Annotated in this window: 14 protein-coding genes and 1 other annotated feature; of the genes, 13 read left to right on the forward strand and 1 reads right to left on the reverse strand. The window is 39.3% G+C overall.

Annotated features, from left to right (window positions below):
- The 6 genes from HCK02_RS10605 to HCK02_RS10630 form a co-directional block, all read left to right on the forward strand.
- Positions 1–256 (forward strand): hypothetical protein (locus HCK02_RS10605; RefSeq protein ID WP_167630087.1); only part of this gene is annotated, 256 nt, incomplete at its 5' end.
- A 494-nt stretch (positions 257–750) separates the two neighbouring features.
- On the forward strand, positions 751–2,778 hold the full coding sequence (locus HCK02_RS10610; RefSeq protein ID WP_167630088.1) for a BglG family transcription antiterminator: 2,028 nt from the start codon (positions 751–753) through the stop codon (positions 2,776–2,778).
- Positions 2,775–3,056, forward strand: a complete 282-nt coding sequence (locus HCK02_RS10615) for a PTS sugar transporter subunit IIB (protein WP_115752748.1) — start codon at positions 2,775–2,777, stop codon at positions 3,054–3,056. Before HCK02_RS10610 ends, HCK02_RS10615 begins: the two co-directional genes overlap by 4 nt.
- Before the next feature lie 14 nt (positions 3,057–3,070).
- The gene (ulaA, locus tag HCK02_RS10620) at positions 3,071–4,438 is read left to right on the forward strand and encodes a PTS ascorbate transporter subunit IIC (protein WP_167630089.1); all 1,368 of its coding nucleotides are present in this window, start codon (positions 3,071–3,073) and stop codon (positions 4,436–4,438) included.
- 15 nt (positions 4,439–4,453) lie between these two features.
- Positions 4,454–5,299, forward strand: a complete 846-nt coding sequence (locus HCK02_RS10625) for a transketolase (protein ID WP_167630090.1) — start codon at positions 4,454–4,456, stop codon at positions 5,297–5,299.
- A 20-nt stretch (positions 5,300–5,319) separates the two neighbouring features.
- Positions 5,320–6,279 (forward strand): transketolase family protein, encoded by a 960-nt coding sequence (locus tag HCK02_RS10630; protein WP_167630091.1) that lies wholly within the window; start codon positions 5,320–5,322, stop codon positions 6,277–6,279.
- Between the two features lie 42 nt (positions 6,280–6,321).
- Here the strand turns inward: HCK02_RS10630 and HCK02_RS10635 are convergent, their stop codons facing one another.
- Positions 6,322–8,712 (reverse strand): bacterial Ig-like domain-containing protein, encoded by a 2,391-nt coding sequence (locus tag HCK02_RS10635; protein WP_167630092.1) that lies wholly within the window; start codon positions 8,710–8,712, stop codon positions 6,322–6,324.
- 415 nt (positions 8,713–9,127) lie between these two features.
- Here HCK02_RS10635 and HCK02_RS10640 point away from each other — a divergent pair, with 415 nt between their 5' ends.
- The 7 genes from HCK02_RS10640 to HCK02_RS10670 all read left to right on the forward strand — a co-directional run bounded on the left by HCK02_RS10640 (position 9,128) and on the right by HCK02_RS10670 (position 16,248).
- Positions 9,128–9,406 (forward strand): DUF5960 family protein, encoded by a 279-nt coding sequence (locus HCK02_RS10640; protein WP_167630093.1) that lies wholly within the window; start codon positions 9,128–9,130, stop codon positions 9,404–9,406.
- A gap of 244 nt (positions 9,407–9,650) precedes the next feature.
- Positions 9,651–12,611 (forward strand): beta-glucosidase, encoded by a 2,961-nt coding sequence (locus tag HCK02_RS10645; RefSeq protein WP_167630094.1) that lies wholly within the window; start codon positions 9,651–9,653, stop codon positions 12,609–12,611.
- A gap of 102 nt (positions 12,612–12,713) precedes the next feature.
- Positions 12,714–12,858, forward strand: a sequence feature (ribosomal protein L20 leader region).
- Between the two features lie 69 nt (positions 12,859–12,927).
- Positions 12,928–13,443 (forward strand): translation initiation factor IF-3, encoded by a 516-nt coding sequence (infC, locus tag HCK02_RS10650; RefSeq protein WP_167630097.1) that lies wholly within the window; start codon positions 12,928–12,930, stop codon positions 13,441–13,443.
- A 22-nt stretch (positions 13,444–13,465) separates the two neighbouring features.
- Entirely contained in the window at positions 13,466–13,666 is a 201-nt protein-coding gene (gene rpmI, locus HCK02_RS10655; RefSeq protein ID WP_115752739.1) for a 50S ribosomal protein L35, read from the forward strand.
- 44 nt (positions 13,667–13,710) lie between these two features.
- The gene (gene rplT / locus HCK02_RS10660) at positions 13,711–14,070 is read left to right on the forward strand and encodes a 50S ribosomal protein L20 (protein WP_115752738.1); all 360 of its coding nucleotides are present in this window, start codon (positions 13,711–13,713) and stop codon (positions 14,068–14,070) included.
- Between the two features lie 307 nt (positions 14,071–14,377).
- Positions 14,378–14,788 (forward strand): MarR family winged helix-turn-helix transcriptional regulator, encoded by a 411-nt coding sequence (locus HCK02_RS10665; protein WP_246215579.1) that lies wholly within the window; start codon positions 14,378–14,380, stop codon positions 14,786–14,788.
- An 80-nt stretch (positions 14,789–14,868) separates the two neighbouring features.
- The gene (locus tag HCK02_RS10670; protein WP_167630096.1) at positions 14,869–16,248 is read left to right on the forward strand and encodes an MATE family efflux transporter; all 1,380 of its coding nucleotides are present in this window, start codon (positions 14,869–14,871) and stop codon (positions 16,246–16,248) included.
- The last annotated feature ends 223 nt before the right edge of the window (positions 16,249–16,471 follow it).

Here is a 16,471-nt window from a genome sequence, read left to right on the forward strand (position 1 = left end):
ATGCTATATTTTTAGTAGTGATAAGAAAAAGGGAGAAAAATACTTTAATAAAAGTATAGAAATTATCAAAAGTTTACCTTTACAAAAATGGGAAAAAATTAAGGGTGAAATTTATTTTCATATGGGAATATTTAAAATTGAAAACAATCAGATAGAAGAAGGCAAACGATTTTTGAGAATGACTAATCAATATTGTTTAGAATATGGGTTCCTCTATTGTTTTGAAGAAGCAAAAGAATTACTTGAGTGTTTGTAGTGTTTATTGTGAAAAAAATATGAGGTGACTCATGGTTTAAAATTTTGTTAGGATATGCGTATAGAGCAACAATAATCTTTCACTATCCGCTTCTAAGATGAAATTGCGGGCAATTCTTTTTAGAACTATGTTAGTCTGAATGTTTCCAACAAGCCGCACTAAACAACTTTTTAGCAAAGCAGAGTGAACAACATAGAATAAGCAAATACTATGATAAGCAAAGTTATTTCCAAAAGTAATCTTCTATGAAGAAGATGGAGAATTTCATATCGCTTCAAACAAAAAACTAAATCCAAACTTAGACAAAAGCTGTTGTCAAACTCGGCAACAGCTTTTTTTGTGCTTTCAAGTCCACTATCTGCAACCTTACTTGTTATGATAGAAATTGTGCTACAGGTTCGGTACAACAATTACAACTTTTGCATGCTGATTTGTACCAAAGACATCGTGATTTGAAAACGTTTTCTTACTATAATAAATTTAGGAGGTAATGGATGATGTCGCGCTACAAGTTAAGCAAACTTATTCCAGTAAATCATATTCGCATTGAGGAAGCGGCTAGTTTAACCGGGCTACCGGAAGAGAAACTTTTGCAGTTTTTGAAGGAATTTAACCACTATCTCCCTAAATCACTGCTCGAACAAACCGAAGGGAGGCTTACGATTTCGGAAGAAGCTAAATCCTATTTTCCTGACTTCTTGGTGCAACTGAAAGATCGTCCGCTTTATTTTGAGGAAAGTGAACGCGTGAAGTTGATTTATTTGATGACATTTTCTTGTTATCAGGAGTTGTCAGTTTTTTATTACCAAAGTGTTCTCAAAGTCAGTAAAAATACGATTTTGTCCGATATCAAAAAACTGCGTAAGTTGCTAGTCGCGTCTAATATTGAGCTTGCTTATGACCGCAAACAAGGCTTTTTCTTAGTCGGCGCTGAGTGGGAAATCCGCAAACAAGCCTTTCATTGGGTCAATGCGTTAATGGAGCGCTCGGAGCTAAAGTGGCTGCTTTTTACTTGGATTTATGCACACGATTTCGAGGAGTATACCAAAGTACGAGATAGGCTAGAACAAGCGACGGAGCTTCACACAATTAGTATGATTCCGAGCCGCCTCGAAGGCTTTTACATTTTGATTTGCCTTTTGAAAGAACGGAGCGGCAAAGGGGAGCTTAACTTTGACGAAAGGCTTACGAAGCGAATTCAGCAAACTGCAGTTTATCAAATCGCCTCGGAACTATGGGATACAGAAAATGAGGAAGAAACACAATTTTTGACGATTTTGCTTCTAACTTTGACACAAGGACAGCTTGAAGAATCCGTTTTTGATTTTTTGCTAGATTGCGCAAATAGAATGCTCCAAGAACTGGAAAGAAGCGCCGCCGTGCATTTTGAAGAATACCGCAAATTGTTACTTGATACGTTTAGCCACCTCGTTCCCGCGTATTTTCGCGTTTACTACGGCCTCGAAATGGAAGAGCCATTTTTGTATAAAGTTGAAAATGATTACCCTGAAATTTATGCGCTGACAGAAAGAGCCCTCGTTCCGCTAGAAAAGCTAGTAGGCAGGCCTATTCCAAAAGGGGAGAAAGCATACTTCGCGTTACTCTTTGGGGCGGCGATTCAAAATCAAGAAGAAAAAGAACAAAGCGAGCAACTTCACGCACTGATTATTTGTCCGAACGGGATCAGTACTTCCATGATTATGGAAGCCGAATTAAAGCGACTATTCCCGACTATTACATTCCACACACAGTTTACGCTGGAAAAGCTCGAACAAATTCCAACAAGCTCCTATCAGTTGATTTTTTCTAGCGTGAAAATAGAGACAGTTAAACCCGTATTTAAAATTCGTCCGATCATGGAACTGATAGAGAAACATCAGCTCGTAAAAGCGGTGCAAGAAACGTTTCTTATCCCGGGAATGACGCTTGTGACGCCTGAAGAAATCATCCAAACGCTACTCCCTTATTTTGATTTGAAGAAAGGAGTGACAAAAGAGAAGATAGCGAAAATACTTAGCCGTAAAATGATGAAAGTCGCAAGTAGCAAGGAGGACTCAAGACCGATGTTAACGGAGTTATTAACCGAAGATCACATCCAAATAACGGATGAAAAATGGAGCTGGGAAGAAGCTATTGCAGAAGCTGCTCGCCCGCTACTTCCTGAATATATCGAAGAAAAATATATCCAAGCCATGATTCAAAAAGTCAAAGATTATGGCGCATTTATTCATATTGGAAAAGGCGTGGCGCTACCGCATGCGAGACCAGATGAAGGCGTGAAAAAAATGGGGATGGCACTGCTTAAAACTAAGGAACCCGTTCTGCTGTTAAACGATGCAGCTCATCCTATCTCGATCTTTATTTGCTTAGCTGCTGTTGATAATGAAGCGCATCTGCGCGCACTCGCCAGTCTAACTAAAATTTTGTCCGATAAAAAAAGTTTAGATAAATTGCTTCAAGCAGAAACAAAAACTGAAATCATCCAAATTATGAAAGAAAAAGAAGGAGAGGAAGAAGAATGAAATTTGCAGCTGTTTGCGGATCCGGTCTAGGATCAAGCTTCATGGTAGAAATGAATATCAATTCTGTATTAAACGATTTAGGCGTCTCGGATGTGGAAGTTGCGCATTACGATATGGGAAGTGCTTCGCCTGAACTCGCCGATGTATTTTTCGTTGCCAAAGATTTAGAAGATAGTGCAGCTCACTTGGGAGAAGTTGTGGTGCTAGATAGTATTATTGATCTTGATGAATTGCGTGAAAAAGTCAAACAAGTTTGTCAGGAAAAAGGACTACTATAAGGAGGGGAGAACTCATGTCAGGATTTTTAAAAGTAATCATCGATGTTGCCAGCACACCTGCCATTTTAGTTGCCTTAATTGCCGTTTTAGGACTTGCCTTACAGAAAAAGCATTTCTCAGATATTATCCGCGGAGGCATTAAAACCTTTGTTGGCTTCCTTGTCGTAACAGCCGGAGCAGGAGTTATCCAAACATCGCTTGAACCTTTCGGAAAGATGTTTCAACATGCCTTTCACGTAACAGGCGTAGTTCCGAATAACGAAGCGATCGTTGCAGTAGCGCTGACCACTTTTGGAACAAAAACAGCCTTGATCATGCTTCTTGGAATGGCCTTTAATATACTTATTGCTCGAATCACGCGCTACAAATATATCTACTTAACAGGTCACGCAACACTTTACATGGCTTGTATGCTTGCCGTCATTGTAACTTCGATTGACATGAATAATGTACTTGCGATCATCGCAGGTGGCCTAGCACTTGGCCTTGCCAACACGATTTTTCCGGCGATTGCCCAGCCATTTACGCGGAAAATCACTCAAAATGACAATATCGCGTTAGGACACACCGGCGATTTTGGTTATGCCGTAAGTGGACTTGTAGGGCAATTAACGAGTCGTCGCAATAAAAAGATCAAATCAACCGAAGACATTAATTTTCCAAAAGGATTAGCTTTTTTACGTGACTCAACCGTCAGCATCACCATTACAATGGGCGTATTTTACATTTTAGTCGCTTTATTTGCAGGCCAAAGTTATGTAACAAAACTTGGCGGTGGAACGAACTACATCGTTTACGCCTTGCAACAAGCAGGAAGCTTCGCAGCAGGCGTGTTCGTCATCTTAGCTGGGGTTCGCTTGATCTTGGCAGAAATCGTTCCAGCCTTTAAAGGGATCTCCGAGCGCCTTGTACCAAACTCCAAACCAGCACTTGATTGTCCGATCGTGTTCCCATATGCGCCGAATGCCGTTTTGATCGGCTTCCTTTCGAGCTTTGTTGGCGGAATCGTGAGCCTCGGTTTGATGATTCTCATGGGGACAACCGTTGTCATTCCGGGTGTCGTTCCACACTTTTTCTGTGGGGCAACAGCAGGTGTTTACGGAAATGCAAGTGGTGGCGTGAAAGGCGCCGTTTTAGGATCCTTCACTCAAGGAATCTTGATTAGCTTCATGCCGATTTTCTTACTGCCAATTATGAGCGGCATCGGCTTTTCCGGTTCGACTTTCTCGGATACAGACTATGGCGTTACCGGAATTCTGCTTGGAAACGTCTCGAAAGTGGCGGGCTCATGGGGCTTTATCGCCACGTTAATTCTCATTCTCGCGATCATGCTGTTACTCACTTGGAAAGGAAAAAAATCCAAAATTGCGAGTGAAAAATAAAGGAGTGGATAGAAAATGATCAGTACGAAACCCGACTTAAATACTTTTGCGGCAAGAATCAGAAAAGATGTGCTTGCCATGCTACTAAAAAGAGGCTACGGACATGTTGGTGGGTCCTTGTCCATTGTTGAACTGCTTGCCGTCCTTTACGGAAAACAAATGAACTACCGGCCTGATGAACCGCACTGGGAAAAACGAGATTACTTAGTGCTTTCAAAAGGGCATTCTGGGCCGGGCGTATATAGCGCACTTGCCAATAGCGGCTTCTTCCCGAAAAGCTGGCTCGAAACTTTAAACGATGGGGGAACGCGTTTACCTTCCCATCTAGACCGGAATAAAACACCCGGCGTTGACACGACAACGGGTTCGCTCGGGCAGGGAACTTCCATCGCAACAGGAATCGCAGCTGGACTTTTGCGGGAAGGTGCGACAGATCAATATGTCTATCTAATTACTGGTGATGGAGAACTAAATGAAGGGCAATGCTGGGAAGCTTTTCAGTATTTAGCCCATGCTGCACTTAGTAACTGCATCGTTTTTATTGATGAAAATAAAGGTCAAAATGATGGCAAAAGTGAAGCGATTATTCGACATTTTGACCTGGCAGAAAAAATGCGAGCATTTGGGTTTTATACACAAAAAGTGGACGGCAAAAATCTGGCGATGATTGATGATGCAATTGAAATCGCTAAAAACCAGAAACACCAAGCCAATTGTATTGTGCTTGATACCGTGAAAGGGCAAGGCGTTCCATTTTTTGAAAATTATGCGGGAGTTCACTCCGTTAAATTTAATTCGCCTGAAATCATTGAAGCAACCGAATCAGCCATTCGTGAACTAGAAAAACAAATCGACGAGTAAAAGAGGAGGAGAAAGTTAATATGACCATGGAATTATCCACGAAAAAAGAATACGGAGCTGAATTACGAAACGTTGTCGTGAATCGTTTAGAAAAATTGATGGAAAAAAATGAGCGAATCATCGCACTTGATGCCGATTTGAGTGCAGCTAGCAATTGGAATAAACTTGCAGCAGCCCATCCCAATCAATTTATCAATGTAGGCGTTTCAGAAGCCAATATGGTTGGTATGGCATCAGGCCTTAGCATTGCAGGCTTTACACCCTTTATCCATTCATTTGGACCATTCGTAACAAGACGAGTATTTGACCAGCTTTATCTTTCAGGCGGTTACGCCAAAACAACCATCAACATTTACGGTTCCGACCCAGGTTTTGCGGTTGGACCAAACGGAGGCACGCACACAACCCTTGAAGACGTTGCTTTGATGCGCAGTATTCCTTATTCCGTTGTTTGCGACGCGTGTGATGCTACACAAATGGACTGGATCATTGCCGAATTTTCGAGGCGCGAAGGAATCCATTACGTACGTGGAAATCGCAAGAGCGTTCACGACATTTACCCAGCTGATGCCCAGTTTGAATTAGGGAAAGGCAACGTATTACGTGAAGGGACAGATGGGCTACTAGTTGCTTCCGGACAACTCGTTTACGAAGCCTTGGAAGTCGCGAATCGTTTGGAAAAAACGGGAGTTTCGCTTACAGTAATTGATATGTTTACGATCAAGCCATTAGATGAAGCCTTGCTACTAAAAGAATGCCAAGGAAAGAAATTTGTTGTCACTCTAGAAAACCATTCGATCACAGGTGGCCTTGGGAGCGCCGTTGCGGAAGTCATGGCAGAACATCAATTGGCAATCCCGCTAAAACGAATCGGCGTATCCGAGCGATTTGGTGAAGTTGGAACACCGGATTACCTACAAGAAGCCTTCGGATTAACAACAGAAGCCATTGAAGAAAAAATAGAAAATTTCATTCAATAGGCGACACAGGAAGGAAATCGGTTAGATTTCCTTCCTGTGTTTTTAAATGGGCGCGTTCACAAGAGTCCAGCGAATTTGTCCCGTGTAAGAATCAGCTTTGGCTTCACCCGGTGTGATTTTTAGAAGCGGACCAGCTTGATTACTCCATCCAACATCATAATTCCGTTGATTTTGTTTGCTTGTTCCGTCGTAAACATCAACTTGACCGGTGGTGCTGATCAGTTGATCGGGCTGTCCCGGTTTTCGGAAGACCAAGCTATTTGAGAGTTTATCACCTGAAGAACTAGTAAAAGGAGAGAGGAGCTGAGCAGTCACTCGCCATTTGACTTTATTCGGCCGAGTATCTTCCACTTCCATTTTCCAATTCCCATCTGTTCGCTTGCTTTCCGTCATTTTGTTAGAAATTTTTTGATTATCGAAACTCATAATTTCTGGCACTTTGACAAATTTTAAAGTTCCCGTTAAAACGGTGATCGTGATCGTTTTTGAAGCAGGTCCATTTTGATAGGTGATCGTATATTTTCCAGCTTTCGAAGTATTCACAGTACCTTTTGCCATAGAATTATTAAAACCAATCGTTTTACCTGTCCGATCTTTTGCAGATACAAAATTATCTTTAGGATTCCAACTTTCACCAACATAAATGGTGGAATTTTTTGCAGCAATGCTCGATAAATCCGTTGTATATCTATAAGTGACGGTTTGCTCCTTATTTGTGATTTTTCCCGTCCCGTTTTTAGGCAAGTTGGTTTCATCCAAATAATAAGGGCCCGTTTTTGCCTGTATATTCATCAATTTAAAAGCAGGTGTTGTCGCGTTATAAGCCGCATTCATATCTCCCGTAATCAGTTTAGGATTAGCACCTCCATTCGAAAAGCTTAATAGTGATCCTTTGCTATCCACATATTGAACTTTTACTTTAGCAGGGAGCGGTTCCACATGGTCAGACTTTGAATTGTCGATTTCTTTTTGATTTCCATATTGACTAAATTCCACGTAATAACCGTGATTAGAAGCCCAGTAACCAAGAGAATCCGGCAAATCATTCCAAAATTTTGTTCCGTTTTGAGCAAACTGGAGAATATTTTCAACTCCGTGCCCATTATTCGGCTCACCCGTATTAAAATTACTGTAAACACCTTTAACAGGACCCTTAACAGAATCTGATGTTTTTGTATTATAAAAAACTGTTCCCGCCTCAGGTCCATCTGCCCAGTACCACTGATTAATATCCTTCCAGTCCTTTTGATCGGGGTTTAGCATTGTTACATCTTTTGAAAAATGAGTGCTTGGAACACTTGCATCATCTAATATTTTTCTGTTATTCATATGAACGAGTCTTGTTCCGCCAAGGAGTCCAGGTTCTTTAGCAATCGAATTAAAAATAAAGTTATGTTCACTTAACGAGTTGATGGTAGCAAGGTAACCAGTTAAGCCACGATAATTTAATTTTTTAGCTTCGTTATAAGCATCTTGCCAAGGTATTGCATTTGGAACAAAGACATAATAATGCGGAATTCCTTTATCGTCTATCCAGTTTGAAATGGATTCCTGCTCAACAGCAATTTTCAAATTGCCTCCCGTTACAGCATTCGCTTTATATTGAAATTCAAGGCCAGCAAGAAAAGTCGTTACAACGTTCGCTTGCATACCAGTAGTGTTTGTAATGGAAACAGAATTTCCAGCTTGTGTGTATACAGAACCACTTGGTAGTTTAGCGGAATTCTTTAGCAACATAAGTCCCGCTGGTAAAGTAATGTTAATGCTTTTATATCCCTTGTAGTTTTGTGATAAGGAGACATTGCTGAGCTTAAAAATCGCATTATTTGCTGGAGACTTTGTAATTTTGAAACTAAAGGACGTTTCTGGATTTGCTAAGGCCTGCTTGATTTTATTTGCTTCTTCTTGATTCGAACCATTTACACTTCGAGGCATAAGACTATCAGGCGTTTCTTTTCTCAAATCTGCTTGATTGTCCTCACTTGGTTGATCCGAAGCATTAGAGTTTGGCTTTGTTACATGAATAATGAATGGCTTTGAGTTCACAGTTTGATCGCCGCGAATTGTATAAGCTTTAAATGCATAAGTTCCAGCACTTTCAACATGAAGCCGAATCGTGTTGTCATGAATTGCTCCTTTTTTAAAATCTAAAACAATTTGTTGATTCGCTTTATCATTTGTAACCGTAGCTTCCCCGTTTTCGGTTCCCTCGAAGGTAACGGTTTTGGGAAGAGGGACAATGACTTTGGTATCTTGATTATTTGAATCTTTTATCTGAAGATTAATGGTTTCATTCGTAGAGTAATCAACTTTATTAGATGTTAAAGTGAGATCTTTTACAGTATTATCGTCTGCAAATAGCGTAGGAATGGTAAACAAAAAACCAATTCCAACTAGACCCATACACAAGATCAGCCATTTTCTGAAGTTCATGATGCTACATCCTTTCTTGTTATGCTTTTCAATTAATACGAAAGATAAATATATCTTTATACTAGTGAATTCGCAAGATTACTTCACGATACAACGTATCAAATTTTAAATAAAAATCGTGAATTTGAAAGAAAAATAAAAAGTAAATGATTATAAAAAATGAAAAAAACGATATGCAATTAAAAACAAATGACTCAGAAAATGTAAAACTAAGAGGGGAGGCGTGCGAATTCAATGCTTTTTATTTGCGAATAAACGAAGGAATATCAATTGCTGACAAGCTAATTTTTTACTAAATTTGAAAGAAGCTCCATTGTATCGTTCAAAAAACGTTCACAAATTCGTTAGTAAAAAATAAAGAAGTTGCAATAAGGAACACTTGTTCGTATAATAAAAGAAGGAACTTTAGAAGAAGGTGATTGCAGTGATAGATCCAAAGGGAGCTCAGTTTGAATTTCAAAGTCATGAAACCGATGATTTTGAAAAAGACTTTGTCGAGCTTGTGGATACGACGCTTCCACTTTTTGCAATCAAAGATAAGTTACTCCACTTGATGGAAGTGAATGGACGTCCCCAATTTAAAATACCAAAATTTACAACACGAGACGGGAAAGAACATATTTTTTATTTTGAGGTGTTACCTATAACGGAAAGCAGAAGAGTCAAAATATATCGTTATAAAGGGTGTATTTAAACAGTGCACAGTGTGACTGAAACAAAGAGATTAGTAAGCGTTGCTTGCTAATCTCTTTGACATAATAGCAGAATTTTTTCATATATCACCCTACCCTACAAAAAATGAAACAAATTGAACAAGTTTTGAAATCAAAATTGAAAGCGCTTTTATTATTGATACGTTATTAACGTGAAGTAAAAAATATCGTTTTCAAGGAGCTCTCAGTATCCAGAAGTTTGAAACAGAACAGAAGGGAGAAATTATGAAAAAATTTTTGAAATGGTTAGTTGTTACCTTTGTTGCATTGATTTCTGTTGTTGTAGTTGCTGCAGCCGTATTATCGCTCGTATTTTCTGATGTGATCGAAAATACACTTCCCACATATTTTAAAGTAAAATCGGAACAAACGGATCAAACCAAAGAAAAAACGAAAAAACAAGGTCGCAAGTTAGCAGGACAAATAGAAGAGGAAGGAGCTGTGCTGCTAAAAAATGATGCGAATACTTTACCTTTAAGCAAGAAAAACAAAAAAGTGAACGTATTTGGTTGGGCTGCATCCGATTGGCTTGGAGGCGGTTCAGGATCAGGAACTGTTGATAAAATGAAACTCGGATTTCTGAGCGCTTTAAAAAATTACGGTGTATCTTACAATCACGATATCATCAATATGTACAATGATTTTCGTGAAGAACGCGATGCCAACATGCTTAAATCTTACGACTATGAAAGTTACCGGTTATACGAGCCGAAATGGGATGATACTACTTATTATTCTAAAAAGATGCTTGAAAAAGCGAAAGAGTATTCTGATACGGCTATTTTTGTTGTCGGAAGGATTGCCGGTGAAAGTAGCGATGCGCCGAAGAAACAATATAAGGTGACAGAAAAAGATGGCAAGATGATAACAGATGAGTCGCGCACTTATTTGAACTTGTCAAAAGAAGAAGAAGGGATGCTTACTTATTTAGGAAAAACATATAAGCATGTTGTCGTGCTTGTCAATTCAACGAATACTATGGCACTTGGTGAGCTTGAAACGATTCCGGGGATTGACGCTGTTATGCAGGTAGGAGCAACAGGTGAATATTCAGCTGAAGCACTGCCGCGACTGCTATATGGGGAAGTTTCCCCATCTGGAAAAACAACGGATACATATGCCTATGATTTAGCGACAAACGCTTCCTATGCCAATAGCGGGTTAGATGGGATTGGCGCTTATCAAAACACAAAAGGACTTTATCCAAATGATGGGAAAACAATTAATAGCAATACAGGACGAAATGATACGCTTTATCATCAAGTCTCCTATTTGGATTATGCGGAAGGCATCTATCTAGGCTATCGCTTTTATGAAACAGCCGACACGGAGCATTACTGGCAAAATGTCCACAATAAACATGGAGATGGTTACAAGGGGGTTGTTCAGTACCCGTTCGGCTTCGGCTTATCCTATACGAAATTTGACTGGAAAGTAGAAAACTTCACACCGCAAGAACCTGGCAAGCTAACAAAAGATGGAAAAATTTCGGCTAAAGTCAAAGTCAAAAACACAGGTAATCGGGCTGGAAAAGATGTCGTCGAGATGTATTTTACGCCGCCATATCAAGCAGGAGAAATTGAGAAGGCTTCCACTAACTTGGCTGCGTTTGCTAAAACAAAAGAACTTCAACCAGGTGAGAGTCAAACCGTGACGCTCACGTTTAATGTTCGAGATATGGCTTCTTATGATGACCAAGATTTGAATAAAAATCACTTCAAAGGATACGAACTGGATCCCGGTAAATACACAGTGAAGATTATGAAGGATGCGCACACGGTGAGTGAGACTCCTCACTCAGTGATGACTTACGATCTCGCTAAAAACATCCAGTACCGAACAGATCCGAAAACTGGCCAGAAGGTGGAAAATCAATTTGTCGGCACAAACTTGGCGGACGGGATCGCCATCGATGGAACGGATACAAACGAAAAAATCAAGTACATGACACGTGCCGACTTTAAAAACACCTTTCCAAAAACGAATAGCAAGCAGCGAGAAATTTCGCCAAAGCTAAAAGATACGAATCTCTACACGAAACAAATGGCGGACAACTGGCGTAAAGGCAAAGGAAAAGCTAAAGGAATAGTTTTTGATCAAGATGCAGGTCTTAAAGTATATGAAAATAATCAAATCACGAAATTAGGGCTAGCGCTTGGGAAAAATTATGAAGACAAGCGCTGGGATCAGTTGCTAAATCAAATGAGCAAAGACGAAATGATGAATCTGGTTTTGCATGGTTATGTACATACAGAACCCGTGAAGTCGATTGGTAAGCCAACACATGCCGATATGGATGGACCATCTCAAGTCAATAGTTTCAATTTTGGCGAACGCGGAACCGGCTTCCCCAATGCGACGATCCTTGCGCAAACTTGGAATAATAAGCTCGCCCATCAAATGGGACAACAAGCTGCTAAAGAAGCAAATGATATTGGAGTTTCTGGCTGGTATGCGCCAGGTGCGAATCTTCACCGTTCACCGCTTGGTGGCAGAAATTATGAGTATTACTCAGAGGATGGCTTTTTATCAGGGTCTTTCGCTTCAAGCGTCATATCCGGAGCGAAAGAAGGCGGGCTTTATACGTATCTGAAACATTTAGCACTTTACGAACAAGAAAGCAACCGCGACTCCATCTATACTTGGACGACAGAACAAGCCTTGCGTGAAAACTATCTGAAACCTTATCAGTTAGCCATTAAAAACGGAGCAACAGGTGTTATGACTTCTTATAATCGGATCGGTTCTGTTTGGGCTGGTGCCAGTGAGGCATTATTAACCAATGTTTTGCGAAAAGAATGGGGCTTTCGTGGCACCGTCATTACAGATTACAGCGACCACCAAAAATTCATGAACATGGATCAACTTTTACGTGCAGGAGGAGATTTGTGGATGGACGGAGCTCCGCGGAACGGAACCTTCAAAATGGAAACGAGTTCGAATGCGTTCGATCAAGCCTTGCGGAAATCAACGAAACATATTCTTTATACTTGGCTAAACGCGGGGGCAGAAAATAAAGCGTATAATCAAACAGCAGAACCGCCTATTAAGCTAGCTACTATTTCGGGTCGCTTCCCTTACATTCAAGTGATTGCAAGTTTGGTTATACTCATCGTTATTTTTGGATGGGGGCTTTGGATTTGGAAGAAAGTAAAAAAACGTCGCAAGAATAAAGGGAAGAAATGAGACTTGAAATGAAACGTTAAAAGCGAAGAAGCGGGAGAAAAAGTCTTGCTTAGTTAACTTGACAGCAAGGTAAGAGCATGATATAGTGATTAAGGTTAATTAACAAGAAAGAAGAAGCAACCCGCTTCTCGCCTCGTTAACGAGTGTTTTCAGGCAAAAAGTTCAATGATTCGTCACACCTGAACTGGTTGTGACTTTGAATGTGCGGGTTTGCGATCGTTTAGCAAACCCGTTTTTTTATTGTCTGCCAGTAAGGTAGACACCTACTTGCTCTTTTCTGACTTGTTCGACCAATAAAATACGGAGGTGGCTCAAAATTAGCAAAGACATGATGGTAAATAATGGGATTCGTGCACGTGAACTCAGATTGATTGATCAAAACGGCGAACAGCTTGGCGTTAAAACGAAAGTTGAAGCGCTAGGAATTGCTGAAAAAGCGAACCTTGATCTTGTGCTTGTTGCTCCAAACGCGAAACCCCCAGTGGCACGTATTATGGACTACGGGAAATATCGTTTTGAACAGCAAAAGAAAGACAAAGAAGCCCGTAAAAACCAAAAAGTCATCGTGATGAAAGAAGTTCGTCTTAGTCCAACGATCGATGAACATGATTTCAATACGAAGCTACGTAATGCACGCAAATTCCTTTCTAAAGGCGATAAAGTAAAATGTTCGATTCGCTTTAAGGGTCGTGCAATCACCCACAAAGAAATCGGTCAAAAGGTGCTTGACCGTTTTGCCGACGAGTGTAAAGATTTAAGCACAGTTGAGCAAAAAGCGAAAATGGACGGACGTTCAATGTTCTTAGTCCTAGCACCACTTCAAGAAAAGTAATAGTTTTGAGGAGGAAATATTCATGCCAAAAATGAAAACTCACCGCGGTTCCGCTAAACGTTTCAAGAGAACAGGATCTGGAAAATTAAAACGCAGACACGCTTTTGTAAGCCATATGTTTGCTAACAAATCGAAAAAACAAAAACGTAAACTACGTAAAGCGGCAATGGTATCAGCTGGCGATTTCAAACGTATTCGCCAAATGGTCGCTAAAATGAAATAAGCAAGTTCGAATTAATTTTTGTAAAATCTAGGAGGTAGACAATTATGCCACGCGTAAAAGGCGGAACAGTAACTCGCAAACGTCGTAAAAAAGTCATTAAATTAGCCAAAGGATATTATGGCTCGAAACATACATTATTCAAAGTCGCTAACCAAGCGGTAATGAAATCTTACCAATATGCTTACAGAGATCGTCGTCAAAAGAAACGCGATTTCCGTAAACTTTGGATTACACGTATCAATGCAGCTGCTCGTTTGAATGATCTTTCTTACAGCAAATTGATGCACGGTCTTAAATTAGCAGGTATCGAAGTTAACCGTAAAATGCTTGCTGAATTAGCTGTGAATGATGAAGCTGCTTTCACATCTCTAGCAGATGCAGCTAAAAAAGAATTAGCTAAATAAGCTTATAAACGTTGATTTAACAACGTTAAGACCCGCTCATTTGAGCGGGTCTTTTGTTTGACCCACATGCTTACCATTTGCCATAAAATCATCAAAGAGTGAGGTCGTTTCACTTTTTCCTTCTTGTGTAACATGGATATAAATATTAATTTTTATTCTTTTATAAGAAAAATCAAAATCTAATTGTTATATTTCTAATTATTAGAATTTGATTTTTTAGTTGACATTTCTTTTGTGAGCATGTATACTCTTTTCAAATAGTTAGATATCTAATTTTTTTAGCAAAGGAGGATTTTTCTTGGATAGAATGATTGTTTCAAATTTGATGCGTTCCATCATGAACAAATCTCGTGAATCAATGGAACACCGTACCAAAGACATGGATATTAGTCCTCAACAAGGGCGAATGATTTCTTATATCGCACAAAATGAAGACAAAGGATTGATTCAAAAAGATTTAGCGGAAGTATTTCAACGTCGTGGTGCGAGCATCACTAGTATGCTTCAAGGGTTAGAGAAAAAAGGTTATATTGAACGCCGAATCCCGAAAAATAATGAGCGGCAAAAGAATATTTACGTACTACCTAAAGGTAAGGCTTTGGTTGATGAAACAAATGAAGCTTTTTATGCTGCAGAAAAAGAGCTAATACACGCATTAAGCGAAGCAGAAGTTCAACAATTAACGAAGTTGTTAAGAAAAATCGATCGAAGTCTTTAATCAACAAGCAGAAACCAACTGCTTGCAGCTAAATAGTTAGACAACTAACATTTATAAATCTAATAAAAGAAGGAATTGTCATGGAAAACTTTGAAACTAATGAATCAAATATTTACTACTTAAAAGAAAGTCCAATTCGAAAATCGATCGCTCATTTATCGATTCCGATGATGGTTGGTATCTCAGCAACCACAATCTACAATTTGATCAATGCTTATTTTATTGGATTAATCCACGATACGAATATGATGTCGGCGATTACTTTAGCGATGCCAATCATGCTCATTTTAATGGCTGTTGGAAATATGTTTGGCGTGGGCGGCGGAACGTTTATTACACGTCTATTAGGCAGTGGTGATACAAAAAAGGGCCGAAAAATTGCTGGTTATTCTTTCTACGCAAGTATCATTTTGGGTATAATTATTGGAATCATTGCCATTGTCTTTATGAATCCATTTGTTCATTTACTGGGAGCAGCAGATAGTCAAACAATTCTTTATACAATACAGTATTCAACAATTCTGTTTGCTGGCGGTGCAGCCTTCATTTTAAACTTTGCCTTGGAACAATTAGTTCGTTCAGAAGGTGCGTCAAAAGAATCGATGTACGGCATGTTTATCAGTGTTGTTGTTAGTATCGTATTGGACGCTTTATTGATTTTGGTATTTAACTTACATGTGATCGGCGCGGGGATTTCGATTGTGGTTGCTAATATTGCTTCAACTACTTATTACGTCTGGTTCTTAGAAAACAAGAGTGAGTCCTTGAAGGGATTTTTGAAGCACTTTAAAATTTCAGTTAAAGATCAACTAGAAGTCTATAAAATCGGTGTTTCAGAACTGTTCAAATCAACTTTTATGATTGTTACAACTTTATTATTGAATAATTTCTCTGCTGAATATGGTGACAATGTGGTTGCTAGTTTTGGTATCGCAGTTCGAATCACTCAATTACCTGAATTTTTAACAATGGGGCTATTTCTAGGTGCAATGCCATTATTCGCCTATAGTTTCTCTGCCAACGACACAAAACGATTAAAAGAAGCGCTGAAGGAAGTTTCTTTATGGATCGGAGGAATCTCAATTATCTTTGCTTTGGTTGCTTATATTTTCCGTGTGCCAGTGTTAAGCTTATTTACTAGTGATCCTCGTGTAATTCAAGTCGGTCTTACCATTTTAGCTGCACAATTGGTTTCTTCTGTCTTTAATGGTTTTTCCGGTTTATTCACTGGAATCTTCCAAGCATCTGGTTTAGGTGCTCAAACAGGTGTGATGTCCACTATCCAAGGAACCTTGTTTATTCCTGTCGTTTTGTTATTACATTATTTCTACAAATTAAATGGTTTGATCTGGTCAATGACTATTACAGAGGGAATTGCCTTTGTTGCTGGTATTATTATGATAATTCCATACTTGAATAAGCTAAATAAAAATGAATTACCAGCAATGCAAAAGCAATAAAAAATCCAAAATTAGTGTAGATTCACAGCTAGCGTTTTCAAAGTCAACTAGTTTAGATAACATCCAGAACAAAAAAGTATCGTTCAAACAATGAACTAACTGAAGAATAAATATCTGTATTAGTATTTTAGAACTCAATCATCTATATTGATACACTCCCTATAAAGTAGACACTAGGAATAAAAAATCTAGTTCACTTTAGAAGGAGTGTATTTTGTTATGA

Origin of the sequence: Listeria valentina (genome assembly GCF_011800755.1) — a bacterium.
Classification (GTDB): domain Bacteria; phylum Bacillota; class Bacilli; order Lactobacillales; family Listeriaceae; genus Listeria; species Listeria valentina.

Coding starts and splice junctions, on each gene's coding strand:
- HCK02_RS10610 (WP_167630088.1), top strand. CDS start 751: ATGATGTCGCGCTACAAGTTAAGCAAACTTATTCCAGTAAATCATATT.
- HCK02_RS10615 (WP_115752748.1), top strand. CDS start 2,775: ATGAAATTTGCAGCTGTTTGCGGATCCGGTCTAGGATCAAGCTTCATG.
- ulaA (WP_167630089.1), top strand. CDS start 3,071: ATGTCAGGATTTTTAAAAGTAATCATCGATGTTGCCAGCACACCTGCC.
- HCK02_RS10625 (WP_167630090.1), top strand. CDS start 4,454: ATGATCAGTACGAAACCCGACTTAAATACTTTTGCGGCAAGAATCAGA.
- HCK02_RS10630 (WP_167630091.1), top strand. CDS start 5,320: ATGACCATGGAATTATCCACGAAAAAAGAATACGGAGCTGAATTACGA.
- HCK02_RS10635 (WP_167630092.1), bottom strand. CDS start 8,712: ATGAACTTCAGAAAATGGCTGATCTTGTGTATGGGTCTAGTTGGAATT.
- HCK02_RS10645 (WP_167630094.1), top strand. CDS start 9,651: ATGAAAAAATTTTTGAAATGGTTAGTTGTTACCTTTGTTGCATTGATT.
- rpmI (WP_115752739.1), top strand. CDS start 13,466: ATGCCAAAAATGAAAACTCACCGCGGTTCCGCTAAACGTTTCAAGAGA.
- rplT (WP_115752738.1), top strand. CDS start 13,711: ATGCCACGCGTAAAAGGCGGAACAGTAACTCGCAAACGTCGTAAAAAA.
- HCK02_RS10665 (WP_246215579.1), top strand. CDS start 14,378: ATGATTGTTTCAAATTTGATGCGTTCCATCATGAACAAATCTCGTGAA.
- HCK02_RS10670 (WP_167630096.1), top strand. CDS start 14,869: ATGGAAAACTTTGAAACTAATGAATCAAATATTTACTACTTAAAAGAA.